The organism is Acinetobacter bouvetii DSM 14964 = CIP 107468, assembly GCF_000368865.1.
GTDB classification, from domain to species: Bacteria; Pseudomonadota; Gammaproteobacteria; order Pseudomonadales; family Moraxellaceae; genus Acinetobacter; species Acinetobacter bouvetii.
Window position 1 is genome coordinate 273723 of the sequence record NZ_KB849726.1, and the last position, 22086, is coordinate 295808.

Below are 22086 nucleotides of genomic sequence, written 5' to 3' on the forward strand. Positions count from 1 at the left end.
AGAGAGCCTTAAGGCTCTCTTATTCATTTCTAGGCGCAAAAGCATTATATGGCAAAGCACAGTGACGAACTTGCGCAGCAGATCCTGACTGTGGTTGACTTGATTCCGCGGGGGCAGGTGGCATCGTATGGTCAAGTGGCGCGTTTGGCGGGGTTGCCTCAGCATGCGCGCTTGGTCGGCTACGTGCTGAAACAGCTTGATGCAGGCGCAGATTTGCCATGGCATCGGGTGATCAACAGCCAAGGGAAAATCGGCCTAGGCAAGTTGGATGATGATGGGGCTAATGTGCAGCAGCAGAAATTATTGGCGGAAGGTGTAGCCGTCATCGCCGGAAAAATTGATTTGAAAAAATATCAATGGAAAGGGTGAGTCTTGCAAGACAGTGCCTGCAAGACCGTATTTGGACATAGCAATGATTTATTTGCGGACAACCATGACAGGAATGTCAGATGAACCCAAGACGCTTTGCGCAACACTGCCGAGGAAGAATTTCTTCAGCCCTGTACGGCCATGAGAGCCAATAATAATCAGATCTGCTTGAGCATCTTGAGCTGCTTTGACAATTTCAGTATGCACTGTTTGCCCTTCAAGCAGTTTCGTTTCAACATCAATGCCCTGCGCCGCTAATTTAGACTTGACGGCACTTAAATTATCCACAATCGATGTGCGCGCACGTTCAATCAGGTCATTGGTTTGCGTTGCAGAAATATATTCAGCCGCGATATACGGATCGAGCACCATGACTTGAACGACGGTAATTTTACTGTTAAATGTTTTAGCAAAATCAGTCGCTTTTGCCACGGCGGCAAGAGAAGTTTCGGAACCGTCTACAGGGACTACAATATTTTGAAATGACATAATAATTCTCCTTATTTTTCAGCATTTTTAGAGCAGGCACATGCTGCTCACTGTATATAAAACAACAGCCTCAGCTTGATCATAGCGCGAAACAAAATGAAAGAAAACCTAGCAAATTCATACGGATATTTTAAAGATTATCAAATAATTCAAAGAATATTAATGACTTATCTGTGTACAGTTTGTTGCTGAAATGTATTGCTGATATTTTATTTAACTAAAGTTTAAGTATGTTTTTTTATTGAGCTGGCTCTAGGAAAATAAAAAGCAGTCCAAAGACTTGCTTTGGCCTGCTTAGAACGGGCCTATTCACATTGAATTGATTTTTCATCTAATTTTATCATTGGCGCATTTTCTTGATAAAACGCTAATATTTGCTGCTTTTCATCGCCAAAGAGCTGCTGCTGCAGCTGGGAAATTTTCTTTTCACTGAGGTACAAATGGGCGCAATGCAGTGCAATTTGGTTTTGCTTGGCAATTGCAAGGCGTGTCGGGCCATCCTGATCGCTGTAATGACGCAGCTGCTGCTGTGCTTTGCTCAGCTGTGCAAGGCTGCGTTTCTGCTGCATGCTGAGCAGTGATTGGCTATTAATCCATTTTGCAGCATCCATGCGTACGCCATTGTAATCGACAAAAATAGGGGAAACGAGCTGGCAGCCGCCAAGGCTCAGCACTAAGCTTAATAAAATGGTCTTTTTCAATGTTTTTCACCTTTGGAATAACTGTGTAATTTTTAAATAAAAATGTGAAAATCGCCATAAAAAATCACTTTGCTGCTTATTTTTTAGCAGCTTGATGCGGGCTTGATTAAAGTCTGTGCATTTCTGCAGAAAAAAGCTTGACGATGCCTGCTGAACTTTAGATAATGCGCACACAGTTTAAGGCTATGTAGCTCAGTTGGTTAGAGCACCGCACTCATAATGCGGGGGTCACAAGTTCAAGTCTCGTCATAGCCACCATTTTAAAAGACCAAGCTCTCAGCTTGGTCTCTTTTTTTGTCTGAAGAAAAGTACCGCAGAGTATTCTTCAAATCATGTTTTAATGTTTCGCTGTATGCGAATTCATGTCCTTATAGTGAATGAATAATACAGCAAAAAAGGCGGCTTAAATATCTCTGCTGCTGGCAGGCTTGCCAGAGGCAAAGATGAAAAGCATCCGCCATAAAAAAGCCCAAATTTCAGTTTGGGCTTTTTAATAAATGCGGCTTAAATACCGGGTTTCCAGCCATTGACGATTGGGTAGCGGCGTTCACGGCTAAAGGCGCGTGAACTGATGCGCGGGCCAATTGCGCCTTGACGGCGTTTGTATTCATTGAAATCGACTAAGCGGATGACTTTGGCAACCACTTCTGCATCGAAGCCTTTGGCAATAATGTCATCTTGGCTCATGTCTTCTTCAATGTAGGCATATAAAATGGCGTCCAATACATCATAAGCAGGCAAAGAGTCTTGATCAGTTTGATCTGGGCGAAGTTCCGCAGAAGGCGGGCGGGTAATCACACGCTCAGGAATCACCGGTGTTTCTGAAATGCTGTTGCGGTATTTTGCCAGCTCAAACACGATGGTTTTATATACATCTTTCAGCACCGCATAGCCGCCAACCATGTCGCCGTACAGGGTGCAGTAGCCGACCGACAATTCAGATTTATTGCCGGTAGACAGCACCAAATTTCCGAATTTATTTGACAGCGCCATCAGCAAAGTGCCGCGTGAACGCGCCTGCAGGTTTTCTTCGGTTGCATCAGCGGGCGCATTACCAAAGAACGGATAAAGTGTCTGCATGAAGCCGGACACAATCGGGTTGATTTCGGCAATGCCGAAAGTCACGCCCATGTTCTTCGCCTGTTCAGCCGCATCTTCAACACTGATTTGCGCGGTGTAGGTATAGGGCATCATCACCGCCTGCACTTTATCAGCGCCAATTGCGTCGGCGGCAATCGCCAAGGTCAAAGCTGAATCAATGCCGCCGGATAAGCCTAAAATCACGCCTGAAAAGCCTGAACGCTGTACATAATCACGGGTTGCCAGTACCAGGCTTTGGTAAATTTCAGCCATGGTGCCCATGACAGGGGTAATGGCGCCTTTGATAAATGCTTTTTGCCCCGCATCATATTCAGCGATATACAAATCTTCTTTGAAGCTCGGCGCTTGCAGTGCAATTTCACCGTCTTTGCTTATCACGAAGCTGGTGCCGTCAAAAATTAAATCATCTTGACCGCCGACTTGGTTGCAGTAAACCAAGTTCAAATTCATTTGTTTGGCCAAAGCTGACATGGTTTCAATGCGGTGCTGCGGTTTGCCGACTTCATAAGGCGATGCATTCAGCACCAATGCCGTTTCAACATTCAGCTGCGCCAATTGCTGCACCGTTGGCAGCGCCCAGACATCTTCACAAATCAGCACGCCAAATTTGTGGCCGAGGTATTCAAAGACCAAATGCTGATGGCCTTCAGTGAAATAGCGCTTTTCATCAAATACGCTGTAATTCGGCAAATTCTGCTTGTTGTAGATGCCCAGAACCTGACCGTCTTTCATGACGGCAGCGGCGTTATAGCGCTGGCCGTCTGCTGTTTGATTGACAAAACCGAAGACTAAAACGATGTCTTTAATTTCTGCCAGTTTGTCAAAAGCCTGCTGAGTGCGTTTGCTGAGGCTTGGGCGCAGCAAAAGATCTTCTGCTGGGTAACCTAAAGTAGAAAGTTCAGGAAAAACAATAATATCGGCATTTTGTTTTTTCGCTTGATTTGCCTGCTCCAGCATTTTTTCGGCATTTGATATCAAGTTGCCAGTATGTGGAGAGAATTGGGCAAGCGCAATTTTAAAACTATTCATTCCAACTAAATCCTATTCCTATAGGGGGGTGAATGCACTAAAAAACTGATTTTTATTATGAGTATTATTCAGCAGAGTGCATTTTGATACTAAAAATACAGCCATAAAGGCTTAAAAAACATCATTTAAGCGATGATATAAAAATCTTCTTGCGCTTTGTAAAGCATTTCAGACCTGAGGCTATTTTAGCTGAAATTGACTTAGATGCTAGAGCCAATTCAAAGGTTTTAAATCGAATATGAGCAGGAACTATGCCAATCGCGGTGCTGCTGCAGCTACTGGGTTAAATTTATTAAAAAAATAGCGCTCAAGGATGAAAATTTCAGGTGGATAAAGGCTGAAAGATCGGAGTGGATAGAAGAAAAAATGCTATGGATGCGGCCGCCTGTCCTCGGGGGACAAGATCATGTTGCGAATGCGCTTAAAAAAGATATCACGGGCGATATCTCCCTGCTGTTCAATATTGTAGTCAAAGTACTTTTTACCGGGCTGAAGCCGATATGCATAGGGATTGTATTTGCCGAAACTTAAAAAGAAAGCGCTTTGCAGCAATGCGCCGCGCAGCAGGACATTGATGTTTTGCTGATACTGGTAAATATGCGCCATTTCGTGAATAAAAAGCCCTTGATAGGAAAGGCTTTCCAATGAATAGTCATTGCTGAAGCAGGGCGAACGGGCGTGAATATTGCCGCTGGGCGCCATCACAATATGCCTGGGCTGCCACGGCAAATACGGATGGTTCATCACTTTGACTTTGGAGTAGTCAATCAGGCCGCCAAAAACGCTTTGGCACAGCGCAATCTCGCCAGGCGTCAGCCCGCGGCATTTAAAGCGTTCCAGCTTTAAAAGTCGAATCAAGAGCGGCAGAAAATTGAACATGGGGCAATGGCGGTGGCTGAGTACTGCCGATAAAGATAGCAAATTTTTAGGGCTGATTTTTAAAATCGTTAAATTTCGCAAACCGCTATTGCGCCGTTACAATAGGATTCTCTTTTTTCAGTGATGTTTTTTATGAAAGCGCGAATGCATGCACTCATTTCCCAAGTCAGTGAACAGATGTATGAGCGCGAGCAGATTATGGCGCTGAGTCTGCTGGCAGGCATTGCCGGCATGAATACCTTTTTGTACGGTTCACCGGGTACCGCCAAAAGCCTGATCTCCCGCCGTATAGCTTCTGCTTTTGAAGTAGGCGAATATTTTGAATACCTGATGAACCGCTTCAGCACGCCGGAAGAAATTTTTGGCCCAGTATCGATAAAAGCTTTAAAGGATGATCAGTATCTGCGTAAAACAGAACATTATCTGCCTAAGGCTGATTTTGCTTTTTTAGATGAAATTTGGAAGGCCAGCCCAGCCATTTTAAATACGCTGCTGACACTGATTAATGAAAAGACTTTTAAAAATGGCGACATGATTCAGCATGTGCCGTTAAAAGTATTGATGAGCGCGTCCAATGAAATTCCTGAACCCAATCAAGGTTTAGATGCGCTGTATGACCGCTTTATCCTGCGTTTAGTTGTGCCGCCTATTCAGCAGGCGCAAAATTTCCACGCTTTGCTGCAAGCCAAGCCCAGCGCAGCCAAAATAGAAGCGGCGGATGACCTGCGCATTAAAAAGCAGGAACTGCAGCAGTGGCGCGAACAAATCCATCAGGTGCAGCTGCCGGCGGAAGTTTTGAAAATCTTTGATGCGGTCAAGCAATCTTTAACTGACAGCTTTGAAGAGCATGCCGTTTATGTCTCTGACCGGCGCTGGCAGCGCGCAGCGTATTTGCTGAAAGCTTCCGCCTTTATTAATGACCGCACTGAAGTGAATCTTTTGGATCTGTTTATTTTAAAGCACTGCTTATGGAGCCAGATAGATGACATTGATTTTGTTGCGCAGACCATAGAGCAGGCTATCTTAGAAATTGGCTTGGATTCAGATCTGGATTTGGCCGGCAGCATTGCGCAAAAAGAAGATGCCGAACAGCGGATTCTGAATCATTTTTATTATACCGATGAGGTTTATGCGAGCTATTTGATCTGCGGCCGTGAGTATTTAAAAGCTGTGACCAATTTGGATCATCATTATCAGGATAAAGTACTGTATTTAGAGCTGGATAAAATGGACAGCAAAAAAGATTTCTTTGCCGTGGATGAAAGCGGTGAGGAAATCCGCGGCATTGTTTGCAATTTCAATGGCGGGCGGCAGTGCACGTTAAAAGGCGGCTATTACGGTTTAGAAGAAGCGGTGACGCCTTATATTAAATATCCGAAGGGCAGTGCGCGTACCCAGCTGTCAGCGCAGGTTCAATATGACCTGCTGCATGAGGTGCAGGCGCTGCAAAGCAAGCTGAGCCACGATTATGCCGTGCTGCGGCAGAGGGTTGATGCGGCATCCGCGCATTTTGATTCAGACTTTGCCGCGCAGGACGATGCGGCCAAGCTGAAAGCGCAGCTGGCCCTGACGCTGCAGCGTTATGATCTGCAGCGTCAGGACTGCCAGCGTTTGGAACGCTTATGCCGAAATTAAAGCTGCAGTCTGCCCAGCAGACAGCCAATGCGCTGACGGCAGTCACCGATCAGCTGTATGAGGAACTTCGCCAGTCCACATTAAAGCATTGGCTGGACGATGAAAAAGCGGCCAAGAAAATAGATGAAAAAGTGCATGCATGGGCTTATCAGGCTAAATCCAGCTTGGATCAGCAGCACCCTTATCAGGCGGTACAGCAGCAGCTGGAGGCATGGCTGGAAAAAAAGGCGGTTTCAGGCATTGAATTAGAGCTGATGCAGCAGCAGTTTCAGGATTTTCAGCAAGGGCTGGGCATTCCTGTTTTGGGGGGGGTATGGCAATTTCAGCAAAATGCAGTGCAGTCCAAAACCGCACTGCATCTGCAGTTTCAGCTGCTGCAGGAAAAATGGCAGCGCAAACTCACTGAAGCTGTTGCACAATGGGAATTTGAACAGCTGGCGCTGCAGCGTGATGCCTTTTTAGATGAAATTAAGGACTTTTTAGCCGCTTTGCAGAAAATGGCGAAACATAAGGATGCCTTTGGCGCAGATACCGGCATCTTTATTGATTACTCTAAAGGGCAGCTGACGGAACAGGATGTACAGCAGTTTGAAATGTGGAGCAATTATTTAGCGCAGGACAAAGCGCTGCAGAAGCTGTGCCAAATAATGGGCAGCGCCGAGCCTTCCAAATATAAACGCAAACCTTTAGCGGTGAATCCTGTGCAGGCGCAGCAAGCCCTGCCGGATCAGCGCGCCTTTGAAGAAATTACCGGCATCCATTTGTCTCAGCATTTGAATTTGGCGTTGCCCAGTGAGCTGGCGCTGCTGTCAGATCCGGATTTGCAGATTTTATTTGATCTGAAATATTTAGAATCGAACCTTTTGGGATTTCATTTGCAAGGCGAACAAAGCGGGCGCGTGATTGATGATCCGCGCCGGACCCGTAAAATGCGGGGTGAAAAAGGCCCGATGATTCTGTGTCTGGATACCAGCGGATCTATGCATGGACAGCCTGAATTGATTGCCAAAGCCATCAGCTTGTATTTGGCCATGCAGGCCATGAAATCTAAACGGCCCATGCATATCATCAACTTTTCGACCAATCTAACGGCCTTGGAGTTGCAGCAGGGCGATGCGCTGGATGACGTGATTCATTTTTTAAGCCAGTCCTTTCATGGCGGCACGGATATTGTTCCCGCCATGCAGCATGCGGCAGACATGCTGCGCCAGCCGAATTTCAGCCATGCCGATGTGTTGGTGATCTCGGACTTTATCATGGGCGGTTTGCCGCCTGAATTAATGGAAGGCATTGAGCAGCTGCAGCAGCAGGGGGTCGGCTTTTATGCGGCGGCTATTGGCAACTTCCGTATTGACCATCTGAATGACGCCTTGTTTGACCATCAATGGGTGTATCAGGCGAATACCGGAAAAGTAGAACAGCTGAATTAACTGGATCAGCAGGAGTGCAAAAAAGGCCCTGACCCTAATTGATATAAAGATGGCATTGAATGAAAATTTCAAGGCCTTATTGTCTGACAATATTTTCAATCGGCAATATTTGCCAATTCAAAGATCATTTCTGCAAATGGCTTCATGGCGCGCATGTCTTAATTTTTGATCATATCCCTCAGTATTGATTGCTGAGACTTGATGCTTTCGTAATTGAATGCGAATACAAAAAAAGAGTAAGCGCTATGCAAATAATCAGCCCAATCAAAAAAGCATTCAGCAGCGTATTGGCTGGCCCGGTTTTTAATGCCGCCAAGCAATCCGCCATTATTCCGATCCGGCACATGAAGTTCGAATTTGAGCCCGAGAAAATTGATCCTAAATTTTATATGAATGCAGAACTGGCCAGCGCCTATTTTGCATCGCTGTCGATTTTTCTGACTTTTGGCGAAGATTTGGTGATTGATACGGCGCGCTATCACCGCGATTTTGTGAAAGATCCTTTGCTGAAGCAGCGGGTAACCTCATTGATCGGCCAGGAAGCGCTGCATTCTAAGCTGCATGAAGAAATGAATGATGCCTATATGGCGATTGATCTGCCGGTGAAGCTTTTCCGAACCTTGGCGGGCTATGTCTTTGATTATGGCTTCAACCGCCTGCCGCAGCCGATGAAACTGTCGCTGATGGCGGGTATTGAGCATTTTACCGCCGTGCTGGCGGAATACATGATGAACCATGAGCAGATCTTCTTCGATTCTCAGGATGAAAAGCAGCGCGCTATTTGGCTGTGGCACATGCTGGAAGAGTCAGAGCATAAGGATATCGCCTACGATGTCTTTCAAAACCTGTCCAATAACTATGCGCTGCGGGCGGCGGGATTCTTTGCAGCCCTGACCACCATTTTAGTGCTGATTTCCGCGGCTTCACTTGTGGTGCCGTTTTACCGCAAGCCTTCCAATCTGATCAGCGGCGCATATTGGAAAGATGTGCCGCGCAGTTTTCAGCTGATTTTTGGCTTAAAAGACGGCGTTTACGGCAGCAGCTGGAAGCATATTTTTGACTATCTGCGTCCGGGTTTTCACCCGAATGATTACGATACTTCGGCATTTTTGGAGTATTACAAAGAGCGCCTGCTGCACCCGGAAACTGGCGTGCTGACGCCGTATTTTATCAAAGAATTCACACCCGCTTTAAAAGCGTGAATTGCGCAGAAGACAAAAAGAAAAAGGAAAAAATCATGGGATTCTTCAGTAAAAAGGCCATGCCCAGCTGCAATGCTTATGCGGTGATTACCGGCGCAGGCAGCGGCATTGGCCGCAGTTTTGCATTGGAAGTGGCGCGGCGCGGCGGACATATTGTCTGCGCGGATATTAATTTGGAGGCGGCGCAGGAAACGGCCGATTTGATTCAGTCCCTGACCGCATCCAATGCTTATGCCGTGCAGTGTGATGTGGGTGTGAAAGAGCAGGTGCAGGCGTTGTCTGAGCAGTCTGAACAGCTGCTGGGCCACCCTGTCACTTTGGTGATTAATAATGCAGGCGTGGGGCTGGGCGGCAAGTTTGATGAAGTCACTTTGGACGACTGGCAGTGGTGCATGCATGTCAATTTGTGGGGCGTGATACATGGCTGCCACTATTTTGTGCCGAAACTGAAGCAAAATGGCGGCGGAGCCATTATTAATGTCGCTTCAGCTGCGGGTTTTACGGCAGCCCCTGAAATGACGGCTTATAACGTGACCAAGTCCAGTGTGCTGGCTTTATCAGAAACCCTGTCTGCAGAGCTTCGCAGCGCCAACATCCGCGTCAATGTGCTGTGTCCGACTTTGGTGCCGACCAATATCATGAAAAATGGCCGTTTGCCGGAAAGTTATTCGGGGCTGGCGGACAAGCTGCTGATGAATCATGCTTTTACCACCAGCGATGCTGTGGCGCAGAAAACCTTGAATCAGCTGGATGCCAATAAGCTGTATACCATTCCACAGCCGGACGCCAAGCTGTTTTGGTGGATGAAGCGCCTGTCACCGCAGCTGTATGCCAAACTTTTAGGGGTCGGCTATCCCTTATTCAACCGATATATGAAAAAAGCGGGAGCTGCGTCATGAATATGCCAACCGCATTGGATGCGGAAAACCGAATAGAAGAATCCGAAGGCGGCACTGCGCAGAAAAAAGCGCCAAGAAAGACCGTAGCCAAGAGCAATCTAAAAACCAAAACCTCAGCGCAGGCGGAAAATAGCAAAATTCAGCAGCCGTCTGCCCATATTCATCTATATGACACCATCGTTGTCGGCGCTGGCATTTCCGGCATTGCCACTGCGCATAAGCTGACGCAAGTCGGTTATGAGGATTTTATCGTACTGGAAAAAGCCGGCCGTATCGGCGGAACGTGGCGTGAAAATACCTATCCGGGCTGCGGCTGTGATGTGCCATCCGCGCTGTATTCCTTTTCTTTTGCGCCTAGCCATCAATGGAGCAATCTGTTTGCCAAGCAGCCTGAAATTTTAAGTTACTTGGAACATGTGGTAGAACAGTTTGATTTGCAGGATAAAATTCTGCTGAATCATGAACTGCAGGATGCGGTTTGGCAGGAAGATCAAAAGCGCTGGACACTGCAGACCTCACAGGGCGAGTTTTGGGCAAAGACGGTAATTTTTGGCACAGGCCCAATTACCGAACCGTCATTGCCAGCACTCAAAGGGATTGAAAGCTTTCAAGGTGAAATGTTTCATTCCGCGCGCTGGAATCATGATTATGATTTAACTGGCAAGCGGGTGGCGGTGATTGGCACAGGCGCTTCGGCGATCCAGTTTATACCGCAAATCCAGCCATTGGCCAAACAGCTGCACGTCTTTCAGCGTACAGCGCCTTGGGTGCTGCCCAAAGCGGATATGCAGCTGGGGGATGGCATGAAAAAATGGATCGCTCGGTTTCCGGCTGTTCAGCAGGCATGGCGCAAGAGTGTCGCGCAGATTCTGAATGGCATCAACTTCGGATTGCGCCATCCTAAAGCGCTGGAGCCGGTTAACTTTATCAGCCGGCAACTGCTGAAACTGCAAGTGCAAGATCCGCAGCTGTGCCAAAATGTCACCCCAAATTTTTCTATTGGCTGCAAGCGGCTGCTGTTTGCCAATAATTACTATCCTGCTTTGCAGCAGCAGAACGTCAGCCTGATTCCATGCGGTTTGGTGGAAATAGACGGCAATACCGTTGTGGCCGCCAATGGTGAACGGCATGAGGTTGATGTGATTATTTGGGGCACAGGCTTCGAGGTGTCGCATCCGCCGATTGGCAAGCGGGTGCGCAATGAACAGGGGGAATATTTATCTGAACTTTGGAAAAACAGTTCACCGGAAGCCTTTCTGGGCGCCAGCCTTGAGCAAGTGCCGAATGCCTTTTTAATTTTAGGCCCGAATATTTTGGTGTATGACTCCTTTATCGGCATTGCTGAAGCGCAGGTCGAATATATCGTCAGCGGCTTGCTGCAGATGAAAGAGTATCAGTTCACTAAATTCAGCATCAATCCAAAGGTTATCGAGCAGCACAATCATCAGGTGCAACAGCATTTGAAGACCACTGTTTTTAATGCAGGCGGCTGCAGGAGCTACTATTTGGATCAAAACGGTAAAAATTTTGCGGCGTGGCCATGGTCGCTGGCGCAATTAAAACAGCGCTTAAATTCACTGAATTTGAAAGATTATGACTTAGAATTTTAAGCGCTGGCGTTTTTAAAATCACAGCCGTAAAAACCCAAGAATTTGTCTTGGGTTTTTTAATTTTAGACCTTTTAAATCCGCATAAAAAAACCGCCACAAAGGGCGGTTTTTTAAATCCACGGTTAATTCTAAAGAATTAACGGCCTTGGATATCGCGCTGAGTTTCGCCAGTGTAAAGCTGACGAGGACGGCCGATTTTGTAAGGACCGCTGTGCATTTCTAACCAGTGGCTGATCCAGCCAACAGTACGTGCAAGCGCGAAGATTACAGTAAACATTTCTGTTGGGATACCAATCGCTTTAAGGATGATACCTGAGTAGAAGTCTACGTTCGGGTAAAGGTTGCGTTTGATGAAGTATTCGTCAGAAAGCGCGATACGTTCAAGTTCCATCGCAAGCGCAAGCTGTGGATCATTGATGCCAAGCGCAGCAAGAACTTCGTCGCAAGTTTCTTTCATAACTTTAGCGCGCGGGTCGAAGTTTTTGTAAACACGGTGACCGAAGCCCATCAGTTTAACTTCTTTAGTCTTCACTTTTTCCATGAAGCCAGCAACGTTTTCTACAGTGCCGATTTCATCAAGCATCTTAAGAACAGCTTCGTTCGCGCCGCCGTGAGCAGGGCCCCAAAGTGCAGAGATGCCAGCAGCAATACATGCATATGGGTTAGCGCCAGTAGAGCCAGCTAAACGTACTGTAGAAGTAGACGCGTTTTGCTCGTGGTCAGCATGAAGTGTGAAGATGCGGTCCATTGCTTTAGCAAGGATAGGATCAACTTTGTAATCGCGGTCTGCAGGAGTCGCGAACATCATGTGAAGGAAGTTTTCAGCGTAGTTCAAGTCGTTACGTGGGTAAACAAACGGTTGACCGATTGTGTACTTGTAGCTCCATGCAGCCAAAGTAGGAACTTTAGCAATTAAGCGGATCGCTGTAATTTCACGGTGGTCAACGTTTTCGATGTCCAAGTTGTTGTGATAGAACGCAGAAAGCGCGCCAACAACACCAACCATGATCGCCATAGGGTGAGCATCACGGCGGAAACCGTTGAAGAAACGGCTAACTTGGTCGTGAACCATAGTGTGGTTACGAACTTTAGCGTCGAACTCTTCTTTTTGTTCAGCGTTTGGAAGTTCGCCGTTCAATAGGAGGTAACAAGTTTCTAAGTAGTCTGCTTTAGTCGCAAGCTGGTCGATTGGGTAACCGCGGTGTAAAAGAACACCCTTGCCGCCATCGATGAAAGTGATTTTAGACTCGCACGCAGCAGTAGCCATAAAACCAGGATCAAAAGTGAAGTGACCTGCGGCCAATACATCTTTAACGTCGATTACATCTGGGCCCAATGTGCCGCTGTAAATTGGTAATTCAATTTCTTTGCCATCAAGCTGTAAAACGGCTTTCTTGCCAGTTGCTTCAGACATTCAATAGATCTCCTGTCCTGGTGAATGTTTATCTGACTCGCAGTGCTAATCTTTTAATGCACGAATCAGACGGATCAAAAATTTGCTCTAAGATTAGAGAGAACTGAAATTTTGTCAATTATACTTATGGATAAAAGTGACGTTCATACAGATGATTAGTCAAAAATTATTCCGATAGAACATGAATAAAATCACAGCATCGGGACGGTATAATAAGTCATATTGGAGGGAAGGTGCAGAGGAAAATACCGATGCTGCTTTAATTGTAAGCAATTTTTAATTCCTAAAAACTCTGAGAATTTTCAAAAATTCAAGCAACTTTGATGCTTAAAATATTATAAATCTCGTAACTTACAGCGTTTTAAATTTTAGGATTGCTGTTTTCTTATTCATATTAAAAAGCGCTAACTGTAAATGTTTTGCTGGTTTGTTTGGTTAAAAAATGACTGATTAATTGTGGTGAAGTGCGTGTTAAATCGTCAAATGTGCGCCTGTTTAGGCTGAAATTGGTGTTTATCTATGCAAAGATTGCGAGTTAAGGAAGAGTTATGCACAGACTAAGTGTTTCTTTCAGTTCATGATATTTTAACTTTATTATCTTAAATAAATAATAATTATTTATTTAATAAATGATTTATTGGTTATAGCTATTATAAAAAGAAGAAATAAATGCAGGGCAAAGGCTTATCTGTGTTCATCTTTAGTCTAAATTTTGAAAAAACATTCTAAAGCCAAAAACGATTAATATTTTTAAGATTTAACTTTTTAAAACCAATAACATAGTTGTTTTCTTTAAGCGCTTTTACTTCTTATATTGGGTAAAGTAGTTGTTAATGATTCTTATTTAAAGGTTTTTTTGTTCATTCAGCAAATGTCATTGTTTGTATTTTAATAGTTCACGTTTTATAATTCAGTGTCGTTAAATGTTTGGGTCATGACTTTACTATATGTTTTGGCTCAACAATGCCAGCTTTCCTTCGAATTAATTCCAACAAACTCCGGATGGAGTTTTTACTTACAGGATGCCCGCTGTGAAAAGCAACAGACCTGTCAATTTGTCCATGGGTCAAGTTTTAGAAGTAAACTTAAAATCCCCTGTGGCTATTGCATCAATTCTACACCGTCTTTCTGGTGTCATCGTATTTTTACTCGTACCGGTACTTTTGTGGCTTTTAGACAAATCTTTGTCTTCACCAGAAGGTTTTGCTCAAGTTCAAGCAATCTTCGGCGGCTTCATTGTGCGTTTTGTCGTATGGGTATTTGTAGCTGGCTTAATTTTCCACTTTATTGCAGGTGTTAAGCATTTACTTGCTGACCAAGGCATTGCTGAAGAGCTGCAAAGTGGCCGAGTAGCATCTACTATCGCATTAATTTTGTCTGCAATCGGTATTGTTGCAGCATTTGTATGGATCGTACTCTAATGAAAAGTGCTACTGGTTTTTCGGGTTCAGGTTCTCGCGATTGGTTTATCCAGCGTTTGAGTGCTGTTGTGCTGGCTGTTTATACCGTTGTGGTATTTGGCTGGATCCTGTGTAACGGCGGATTCAACTTTGAACAGTGGTACGGCTTTATGATGACATTACCAATGAAGATTTTATCTTTATTGGCAGTCTTATCTCTTGTTGCACACGCATGGATTGGCATGTGGCAGGTGTTCACAGATTATGTGACGACTCGCCAAATGGGTCCTTCAGCTTCAGGTTTACGCCTTGTGCTGACATCGGCAGTGATTATTGCTGTATTTGCATATGCAATCTGGGCAATCCAGATTTTTTGGGCGAATTGATAGGAAACAATCATGGGCGCTATTACCCCTAAAGAAGATTACACAAATATTCCACACCAAACTTTCGATGCAGTCATCGTCGGCGGTGGCGGTTCAGGTATGCGTGCTTCATATCAGCTTGCTCAAGCAGGCTTGAAAGTTGCGGTACTGACTAAAGTATTCCCAACACGTTCTCATACGGTTGCGGCGCAGGGCGGCATCGGTGCATCTCTTGGCAACATGCAAGAAGATAACTGGCACTACCATTTCTACGATACCGTTAAAGGTTCTGACTGGTTAGGCGACCAAGACGCAATCGAGTATATGACTCGTGAAGCGCCTCAAGTGGTTTATGAATTAGAACATTTGGGTATGCCATTTGACCGTAACGCAGACGGCACCATTTACCAGCGCCCATTCGGCGGCCACGCAGCGAACTATGGTGAGAAGCCAGTTCCGCGTGCCTGTGCTGCTGCTGACCGTACAGGTCATGCGCTGCTGCATACGCTTTATCAAAGCAACGTGAAAATGGGTACACAATTCTTCGTAGAATGGATCGCGCTTGATTTAATTCGCAACGAAGCAGGCGACGTGCTGGGTGTTACAGCTATTGACCAGGAAACAGGCAATGTTGCTGTATTCCAAGGTAAAGCTACCTTGTTTGCTACAGGCGGTGCTGGCCGTGTTTACCGTGCGTCTACCAATGCTTATATCAATACCGGTGACGGTCTTGGCATGGCTGCGCGTGCGGGCATTCCATTGCAGGATATGGAATTCTGGCAGTTCCACCCAACAGGTGTGGCGGGCGCAGGCGTATTGCTGACTGAAGGCTGCCGCGGTGAGGGTGCAATCCTTCGCAACGATTCGGGCGAGCCGTTCATGGAACGCTATGCACCAACTTTAAAAGACTTGGCGCCGCGTGATTTCGTATCGCGTTCAATGGATCAAGAGATTAAAGAAGGCCGCGGCTGCGGTCCGAAGAAAGACTACATCTTGCTTGATATGACGCACTTGGGTGCTGAAACCATCATGAAGCGTCTGCCGTCTGTATTTGAGATTGGCAAGAAATTCGCGAACGTGGATATCACTAAAGAGCCAATTCCTGTTGTCCCGACAATCCATTACCAAATGGGCGGTATTCCGACGAATATTCATGGTCAGGTTGTTCTGCCTGAAAGCCGTGAAACTGTAGCGCTTGAAGCGAATTACAACAAAGAAACGGGTGTTTATTCTCACAATGCCGGTGAGCGCAACTTCACAAAACCTGTGAAAGGCTTCTATGCAATCGGTGAATGTTCTTGCGTGTCTGTACATGGCGCAAACCGTCTAGGTACAAACTCGCTGCTTGACTTGGTTGTATTTGGTAAAGCTGCTGGCGAACACATCATCGACTATGTGACTAAGCATCACGGTGATGAATATGCGCCGCTTCCAACGACTGTGTTTGAAGATACCTTTAAGCGTATGGCTCTTTTAGATGAGTCAACTTCAGGTGAAAATGCGCAAGACGTTGCTGATGCAATCCGTGACATCGTTCAAGACCATGCTGGTGTATTCCGTACATCTGCATTGCTTGAAGAAGGCGTAAAACAGATTCTTGCCATTGAACCGCGTGTTCGCAACATTCATTTGAAAGACAAATCTAAAGTATTCAACACTGCGCGTATTGAAGCTTTAGAAGTCGCTAACTTGTATGAAGTTGCTAAAGCAACGTTAATTTCTGCAGCTGCTCGTAAAGAGTGCCGCGGTGCGCATACAGTGGTGGATTTTGAATTGTCGCCTGATCATGCAGACTATCCGTATGGCCGCCGTGATGACGAGTGGATGAAGCACACATTATGGTTCTCTGCGGATAACCATCTTGAGTACAAGCCAGTGCGCTACAAGCCGCTGTCTGTCGATGCAATTCCACCTAAACCGCGTACATTCTAATTAGGAGAAGTAAGATGAGTAGAGGTACTCGTACATTTAATATCTACCGCTACGATCCTGATAAGGATAAAGCACCGTACATGCAGACTTTTAAACTTGAGTTGACTGACAAGCACCGCATGCTGCTTGACGCTCTTCTTGCGTTGAAAGTGCAGGACGAATCTTTAACTTTCCGCCGTTCTTGCCGTGAAGGCATTTGCGGTTCGGATGGCGTAAACATCAATGGCAAAAACGGTTTGGCGTGCCTTTGGAACCTGAACGATTTGCCAAACGAAATTACAATCCGTCCTTTGCCTGGCCTGCCAGTGGTAAAAGATTTGGTTGTGGATATGAATCAGTTCTACGATCAGTATGACAAAATTCATCCATTCCTGATCAACAACCAGCCTGCGCCTGCAAAAGAGCGTTTACAGTCTCCAGAAGAGCGTGAACACTTGGATGGCTTGTATGAATGTATTCTTTGCGCATGCTGTTCAACTTCATGCCCATCATTCTGGTGGAACCCGGACAAATTCTTGGGCCCGTCTGCATTGCTGAATGCATACCGCTTTATTATCGATTCTCGTGATACAGCAACTCAAGAGCGTTTGGCTCGTCTTGACGACCCGTTCTCTTTGTTCCGCTGCAAAGGCATCATGAACTGTGTATCTGTTTGTCCTAAAGGCTTGAACCCGACTAAGGCAATCGGTCACATCCGTAATATGATGTTTGATCACGCTGGCTAATCCGGCTGATTCAATAAAGCGCATCTTCGGGTGCGCTTTTTTTTTGCATGCTGTGGCGGGGCATTCAGCAGTTTAAGCGGCAGTGTATGGGCTGCTTGTGGAATTGATTGTTTTAAGCTATGGCTGGAGCAGGTTTTTTTAAAAACAGCGCCGGAACGGTATGGTTTTAGTGAATTGCCGTGGTTCGGGTGAAATAGGCTGGTTAAAATATGATGGAATAACTGTTTTGCGCTGTTAAAGGGTGATGAAAATGTTATCATATAACGTGTAAGGGGCGTAAATGGCTGTAGAAAGCATATTCACGCTCTTTTTTATTAAGCGGTTTGCGTTAAAAAATTGCAAAATAGACTTTTGTCTAAATTGAAAGATCAATTTATATAACGCACCATATCTTAGTAGAAAATAGCGCTATTGTATTTCGCCAATTTATAGGAGGTATGTGTCAAAAAAATCAATTGAAATAGCATAACGTGTTAGCATTTATCGCACTGTTATATGTGAAAATTGGGCAGAAAAACGTACATTTTTTCAACATTTAGCGGCCGCGAGACGGTATATAAAGGTAAGGAAGTCGATTTAGAAAAAGTAAAGCGCAGAGATTATTTTTTCTAAGACGATTTGCAAAAAATTGCCCGGTTTTGGCCGGGTATAACAATGAGTAATGATGCCGCTGAGGGGCGTTATTGTTCATTAATCACATTGGGAACTCCTGATGTAGTGATAACGCGCCTCATGGCTTAAGCCGAATGGGGACTAATGTCATGTTACCAATTTGACATTAATGATCATGGGTTCGCTTAAAAAGCATCCTGAAATGTTTTTGCAATAGGAAATGGGTCCACAAATGCAAGAAGTTGCTGACGCACTGCGTCTTGACACTGAACTTTCCGCTGACAGTGCAGCGTATATTGAAGAACTTTACGAGCAGTATTTAACCGCTCCAGACTCAGTAGAAGCTGACTGGCGCGCATACTTCGATAAATTCCCTAAAGGCGATCAGCCGCACAGCAATGTACGTGAGCAATTCCTATTATTAGGACGTAATTCAAGCCGTGTTCAGCCTGTGGTTCAAAGCGCAGTAAGTTCTGAGCATGAGCGCCGTCAAATTGGCGTATTACAACTCATTGCTGCTTACCGCAACCGCGGTCACCAAAAAGCAAAACTTGATCCGCTTGGTTTAGCTAAACGTGAAATCGTGCCGGATTTAGACCTTGCAGCGCATGGCTTGACTCAGTCTGATTTAGATACGCCTTTCAATACAGGCAACTTGGCGATTGGCAAAACTGAAGCCACGCTGGGTGAAATGGTTCAAGCCATGGAAGCGACTTATTGCGCTTCTATTGGTGCAGAATACATGCACATCGTAGATACTAAAGAAAAACGCTGGATTCAACAGCGCCTTGAGGGCGCCCGCGGTCAGTTCGGCTATAACGCAGAACAGAAAAAGCATGTTTTAGAACGCTTGACAGCTGCTGAAGGCCTGGAAAAATACCTCGGCAATAAATTCGTTGGCGCAAAACGCTTTGGCGTGGAAGGCGGCGAATCGTTCATTCCTATGGTGAATGAGCTGATTCAGCGTGCAGGTTCTGTAGGCTGTAAAGAAGTTGTGATCGGCATGCCTCACCGCGGCCGCTTGAACCTTCTTGTCAATATTATGGGTAAAAACCCGGCGGATCTTTTCGGTGAATTTGAAGGCAAATCACTGCATAAAAAAGGTTCAGGCGACGTTAAGTACCATCAAGGCTTCTCTTCAAACGTAATGACTCCAGGCGGCGAAGTTCACTTGGCATTGGCGTTTAACCCATCACACTTGGAAATCGTAGGGCCGGTTGTTGAAGGTTCTGTACGCGCACGCCAAGTACGCCGCAAAGACATTGGCGGCGATGACGTATTGCCGGTGATTGTACATGGCGATGCAGCATTTGCGGGCCAGGGCGTAAACCAAGAAACTTTCCAAATGTCGCAAACTCGCGGTTATACAGTTGGCGGTACAGTTCACATCGTTGTCAACAACCAAGTGGGCTTCACGACTTCTGATCCGCGTGACGCGCGTTCTACAGAATACTGTACTGACATTGCTAAAATGATTCAGGCGCCAATCTTCCATGTCAATGGCGATGATCCAGAATCTGTATTGTTTGTATCGCAATTGGCGCATGACTTCCGTCACACCTTCCGTAAAGATGTTGTGATTGACATGTTCTGCTACCGCCGCCGCGGTCATAACGAAGCGGACGAGCCGGCTGCAACTCAGCCAATGATGTATCAAGTGATCAACAAAAAAGCGACTACACGTACGCTTTATGCAGATCAATTGGTTCAACAAGGTGTATTAGACCGTGCTTCTGCTGATGCGATGGTTGAACAGTACCGTTCTGACCTTGAAGCAGGCAAACACGTTGCAAATGCATTGGTGCTAGAGCCAAACACAAAAATGTTTGTGGACTGGACGCCTTACTTGGGTCACGAATACACAGACAACTGGGATACAACGTTCCCAATCGAGCGCTTAAAAGAGCTTGGCACTAAAATGCGCGAGCTTCCAGAAGGCTTCGTGATGCAGCGTCAAGTCTCTAAAGTAATTGATGACCGTCTGAAAATGCAGACTGGTGAAATGCCATTGAACTGGGGCGCTGCTGAAACTTTAGCATACGCGACTATTTTGGATGAAGGCTTCCTTGTTCGCTTAACTGGTGAAGACGTTGGCCGCGGTACATTCTCACACCGCCATGCAAAACTGCATAACCAAGTAGACGGTTCAACTTACATTCCATTATGTAATTTGAAAGAAAACCAGCCGCGCACTGCAATTTATGACTCTTTATTGTCAGAAATGGCGGTTCTTGCATTCGAATACGGCTATGCAACAACGCTTCCGAAGAGCCTTGTCATTTGGGAAGCGCAATTCGGTGACTTCGCAAACTGTGCACAGGTTGTGATCGATCAGTTCATCGCGTCTGGCGAGACCAAGTGGGAACGCGTATGCGGTCTGACGATGCTTCTTCCTCACGGTTTTGAAGGTCAAGGTCCAGAGCATTCATCTGCACGTTTAGAACGTTTCTTACAGCTTTGCGCTGAAGACAACATGCAAGTGATGACTCCGACGACTCCGGCACAGATTTTCCATGCGATGCGCCGTCAAGCGCTGCGTCCAATCCGCAAGCCAATGATCATCACATCGCCGAAGTCTCTTCTTCGTCACAAACTTGCAACATCTACTTTAGATGAGCTTGCAACTGGCACATTCCAGACGGTGATTGACGAAATCGACAGCATCAGCAAATCAGACGTAACCCGTCTTGTGCTGTGCGGCGGTAAAGTTTATTACGATCTGCTTGAAAAACGCCGTGAAAAAGAACTGAACAACACAGCAATCGTTCGTATTGAACAATTGTATCCATACCCAGAAAAGCGTATTGCTGAAGTGCTTGCTTCTTATCCAAACGTTACTGAAGTGGTTTGGGCTCAAGAAGAGCCGAAAAACCAAGGTGCTTGGCTGTTCATTGCGCCGCGTCTGTATGACGACGTGATGAAAGCGGGTAAACAAGTACGCATCAGTTATGCAGGCCGTGAAGCTTCAGCTGCGCCGGCTTGCGGTTCACCATATTTGCATGCAAAACAACAAGCTCAGCTCGTAAATGACGCTTTAGCGATCGTAGCTGAATAACAGGAGATTCTTAGTAATGGCAACCGAAATTAAAGCACCGGTATTCCCAGAGTCAGTTGCTGACGGCACAATCGCAACTTGGCACAAACAGCCTGGTGAAGCGGTATCACGTGATGAAGTGATCTGCGATATTGAAACAGATAAAGTTGTTTTAGAAGTTGTTGCTCCTGCTGACGGTACAATTGCATCTATCATTAAAAATGAAGGCGACACAGTGCTTTCTGCTGAAGTGATTGCACAGTTTGAAGAAGGCGCTGTTTCCGGCGCTGCTCAAACTCAAGCAGTTCAATCTGAAGCAAAAGTAGAACAAGCTGCTGCGCAGACTCAAGCAGGCAACGCGCCTGTTGTTGAGCGTGCTCAGCCTGTTTCTGACCAAGCGCCTGCAGTGCGTAAAGCATTGACAGAAACTGGCATTGCTGCTTCTGACGTATCTGGTACTGGCCGCGGCGGCCGCATCACGAAAGAAGATGTTGCGAATCATCAAGCTAAACCTGCTGCTCCAGCAGCTGCGCCTCTAAGCGTTGCAGTTGGTGAACGTGTTGAAAAACGCGTTCCAATGACTCGCCTTCGTAAGCGTGTTGCTGAACGTCTTCTTGCTGCAACTCAAGAAACAGCAATGTTGACTACGTTCAACGAAGTGAACATGAAACCAATCATGGAAATGCGCAACCAATACAAAGATGCTTTTGAAAAGCGTCATGGCGCGCGCCTTGGCTTCATGTCATTCTTTGTTAAAGCTGCAACTGAAGCGCTTAAACGCTACCCAGCTGTAAACGCTTCTATTGATGGCGAAGACATCGTTTACCACGGTTTCTATGACATCGGTGTTGCTGTATCTTCTGACCGCGGTCTAGTGGTGCCTGTTCTGCGTGATACAGACCGCATGAACTATGCAGAAGTAGAAAACGGCATCCGTGCATACGCTGGCAAAGCGCGTGACGGCAAGTTGGGCATTGAAGACATGACTGGCGGTACCTTCACCATTACCAATGGCGGTACTTTCGGTTCATTGCTTTCTACACCTATCTTGAATACGCCGCAAACTGCGATTCTTGGCATGCACAAAATCCAAGAGCGCCCTATGGCGGTGAATGGTCAAGTAGAGATCTTGCCGATGATGTATCTAGCGCTTTCTTATGACCACCGTTTAATCGATGGTAAAGAAGCTGTAGGCTTCCTTGTAACAATTAAAGAATTGTTAGAAGAGCCAGCTCGACTCATCCTTGATCTTTAATACTT

The 22086-nt window shown here is 45.9% G+C and carries 17 protein-coding genes and 1 tRNA gene; 13 read left to right on the forward strand and 5 right to left on the reverse strand.

From position 1 onward, the window contains the following. Positions 1-48 precede the first annotated feature (48 nt). Positions 49-369: an MGMT family protein gene (locus F941_RS04240; RefSeq protein WP_005008234.1), complete on the forward strand. Its 321-nt coding sequence runs from the start codon at positions 49-51 to the stop codon at positions 367-369. 48 nt (positions 370-417) lie between these two features. On the opposite strand, the gene F941_RS04245 is transcribed toward F941_RS04240, so the two are convergent. Further along, a complete protein-coding gene (locus F941_RS04245; RefSeq protein ID WP_005008236.1) occupies positions 418-858 on the reverse strand; it encodes a universal stress protein in 441 nt (146 codons plus the stop codon). 305 nt (positions 859-1163) lie between these two features. Then, positions 1164-1559, reverse strand: a complete 396-nt coding sequence (locus tag F941_RS04250) for a hypothetical protein (RefSeq protein WP_005008237.1) — start codon at positions 1557-1559, stop codon at positions 1164-1166. Positions 1560-1740: 181 nt separating this feature from the next. Between F941_RS04250 and F941_RS04255 the strand changes: the two genes are divergently transcribed. Further along, a tRNA-Met gene (locus F941_RS04255) sits at positions 1741-1817 on the forward strand. Positions 1818-2063: 246 nt separating this feature from the next. Here F941_RS04255 and F941_RS04260 read toward each other — a convergent pair. Then, positions 2064-3689: an NAD+ synthase gene (locus F941_RS04260; RefSeq protein WP_005008239.1), complete on the reverse strand. Its 1626-nt coding sequence runs from the start codon at positions 3687-3689 to the stop codon at positions 2064-2066. A gap of 369 nt (positions 3690-4058) precedes the next feature. Continuing rightward, on the reverse strand, positions 4059-4568 hold the full coding sequence (locus F941_RS04265) for a hypothetical protein (protein ID WP_005008241.1): 510 nt from the start codon (positions 4566-4568) through the stop codon (positions 4059-4061). A gap of 132 nt (positions 4569-4700) precedes the next feature. On the opposite strand from F941_RS04265, the gene F941_RS04270 reads away from it, so the two are divergent. The 5 genes from F941_RS04270 to F941_RS04290 all read left to right on the forward strand — a co-directional run bounded on the left by F941_RS04270 (position 4701) and on the right by F941_RS04290 (position 11344). Further along, the gene (locus F941_RS04270; protein WP_026253296.1) at positions 4701-6203 is read left to right on the forward strand and encodes an AAA family ATPase; all 1503 of its coding nucleotides are present in this window, start codon (positions 4701-4703) and stop codon (positions 6201-6203) included. Further along, the gene (locus tag F941_RS04275; protein ID WP_005008245.1) at positions 6191-7633 is read left to right on the forward strand and encodes a VWA domain-containing protein; all 1443 of its coding nucleotides are present in this window, start codon (positions 6191-6193) and stop codon (positions 7631-7633) included. The genes F941_RS04270 and F941_RS04275 overlap by 13 nt, the downstream gene beginning before the upstream one ends. Before the next feature lie 245 nt (positions 7634-7878). Then, a complete protein-coding gene (locus tag F941_RS04280) occupies positions 7879-8835 on the forward strand; it encodes a metal-dependent hydrolase (protein WP_005008248.1) in 957 nt (318 codons plus the stop codon). Positions 8836-8870: 35 nt separating this feature from the next. Further along, the gene (locus F941_RS04285; RefSeq protein ID WP_005008250.1) at positions 8871-9734 is read left to right on the forward strand and encodes an SDR family NAD(P)-dependent oxidoreductase; all 864 of its coding nucleotides are present in this window, start codon (positions 8871-8873) and stop codon (positions 9732-9734) included. Further along, entirely contained in the window at positions 9731-11344 is a 1614-nt protein-coding gene (locus F941_RS04290; RefSeq protein ID WP_005008251.1) for a flavin-containing monooxygenase, read from the forward strand. The genes F941_RS04285 and F941_RS04290 overlap by 4 nt, the downstream gene beginning before the upstream one ends. 136 nt (positions 11345-11480) lie before the next feature. Here F941_RS04290 and gltA read toward each other — a convergent pair whose 3' ends face one another. Continuing rightward, positions 11481-12758: a citrate synthase gene (gltA, locus tag F941_RS04295; RefSeq protein ID WP_005008253.1), complete on the reverse strand. Its 1278-nt coding sequence runs from the start codon at positions 12756-12758 to the stop codon at positions 11481-11483. Between the two features lie 1022 nt (positions 12759-13780). On the opposite strand from gltA, the gene sdhC reads away from it, so the two are divergent. The 6 genes from sdhC to odhB all read left to right on the forward strand — a co-directional run bounded on the left by sdhC (position 13781) and on the right by odhB (position 22081). After that, the gene (sdhC, locus tag F941_RS04300; RefSeq protein ID WP_035361753.1) at positions 13781-14179 is read left to right on the forward strand and encodes a succinate dehydrogenase, cytochrome b556 subunit; all 399 of its coding nucleotides are present in this window, start codon (positions 13781-13783) and stop codon (positions 14177-14179) included. Continuing rightward, on the forward strand, positions 14179-14544 hold the full coding sequence (gene sdhD, locus F941_RS04305) for a succinate dehydrogenase, hydrophobic membrane anchor protein (protein ID WP_004651296.1): 366 nt from the start codon (positions 14179-14181) through the stop codon (positions 14542-14544). Before sdhC ends, sdhD begins: the two co-directional genes overlap by 1 nt. A gap of 12 nt (positions 14545-14556) precedes the next feature. Further along, positions 14557-16455 carry a succinate dehydrogenase flavoprotein subunit gene (sdhA, locus tag F941_RS04310; protein WP_005008257.1) on the forward strand — a complete coding sequence of 633 codons (1899 nt, stop codon included), beginning with the start codon at positions 14557-14559 and terminating at the stop codon, positions 16453-16455. 14 nt (positions 16456-16469) lie between these two features. Then, on the forward strand, positions 16470-17180 hold the full coding sequence (locus tag F941_RS04315) for a succinate dehydrogenase iron-sulfur subunit (RefSeq protein WP_005008258.1): 711 nt from the start codon (positions 16470-16472) through the stop codon (positions 17178-17180). 844 nt (positions 17181-18024) lie between these two features. Continuing rightward, positions 18025-20847, forward strand: a complete 2823-nt coding sequence (locus F941_RS04325) for a 2-oxoglutarate dehydrogenase E1 component (RefSeq protein ID WP_005008259.1) — start codon at positions 18025-18027, stop codon at positions 20845-20847. A 16-nt stretch (positions 20848-20863) separates the two neighbouring features. Then, on the forward strand, positions 20864-22081 hold the full coding sequence (odhB, locus tag F941_RS04330; RefSeq protein ID WP_005008262.1) for a 2-oxoglutarate dehydrogenase complex dihydrolipoyllysine-residue succinyltransferase: 1218 nt from the start codon (positions 20864-20866) through the stop codon (positions 22079-22081). Positions 22082-22086 lie beyond the last annotated feature (5 nt).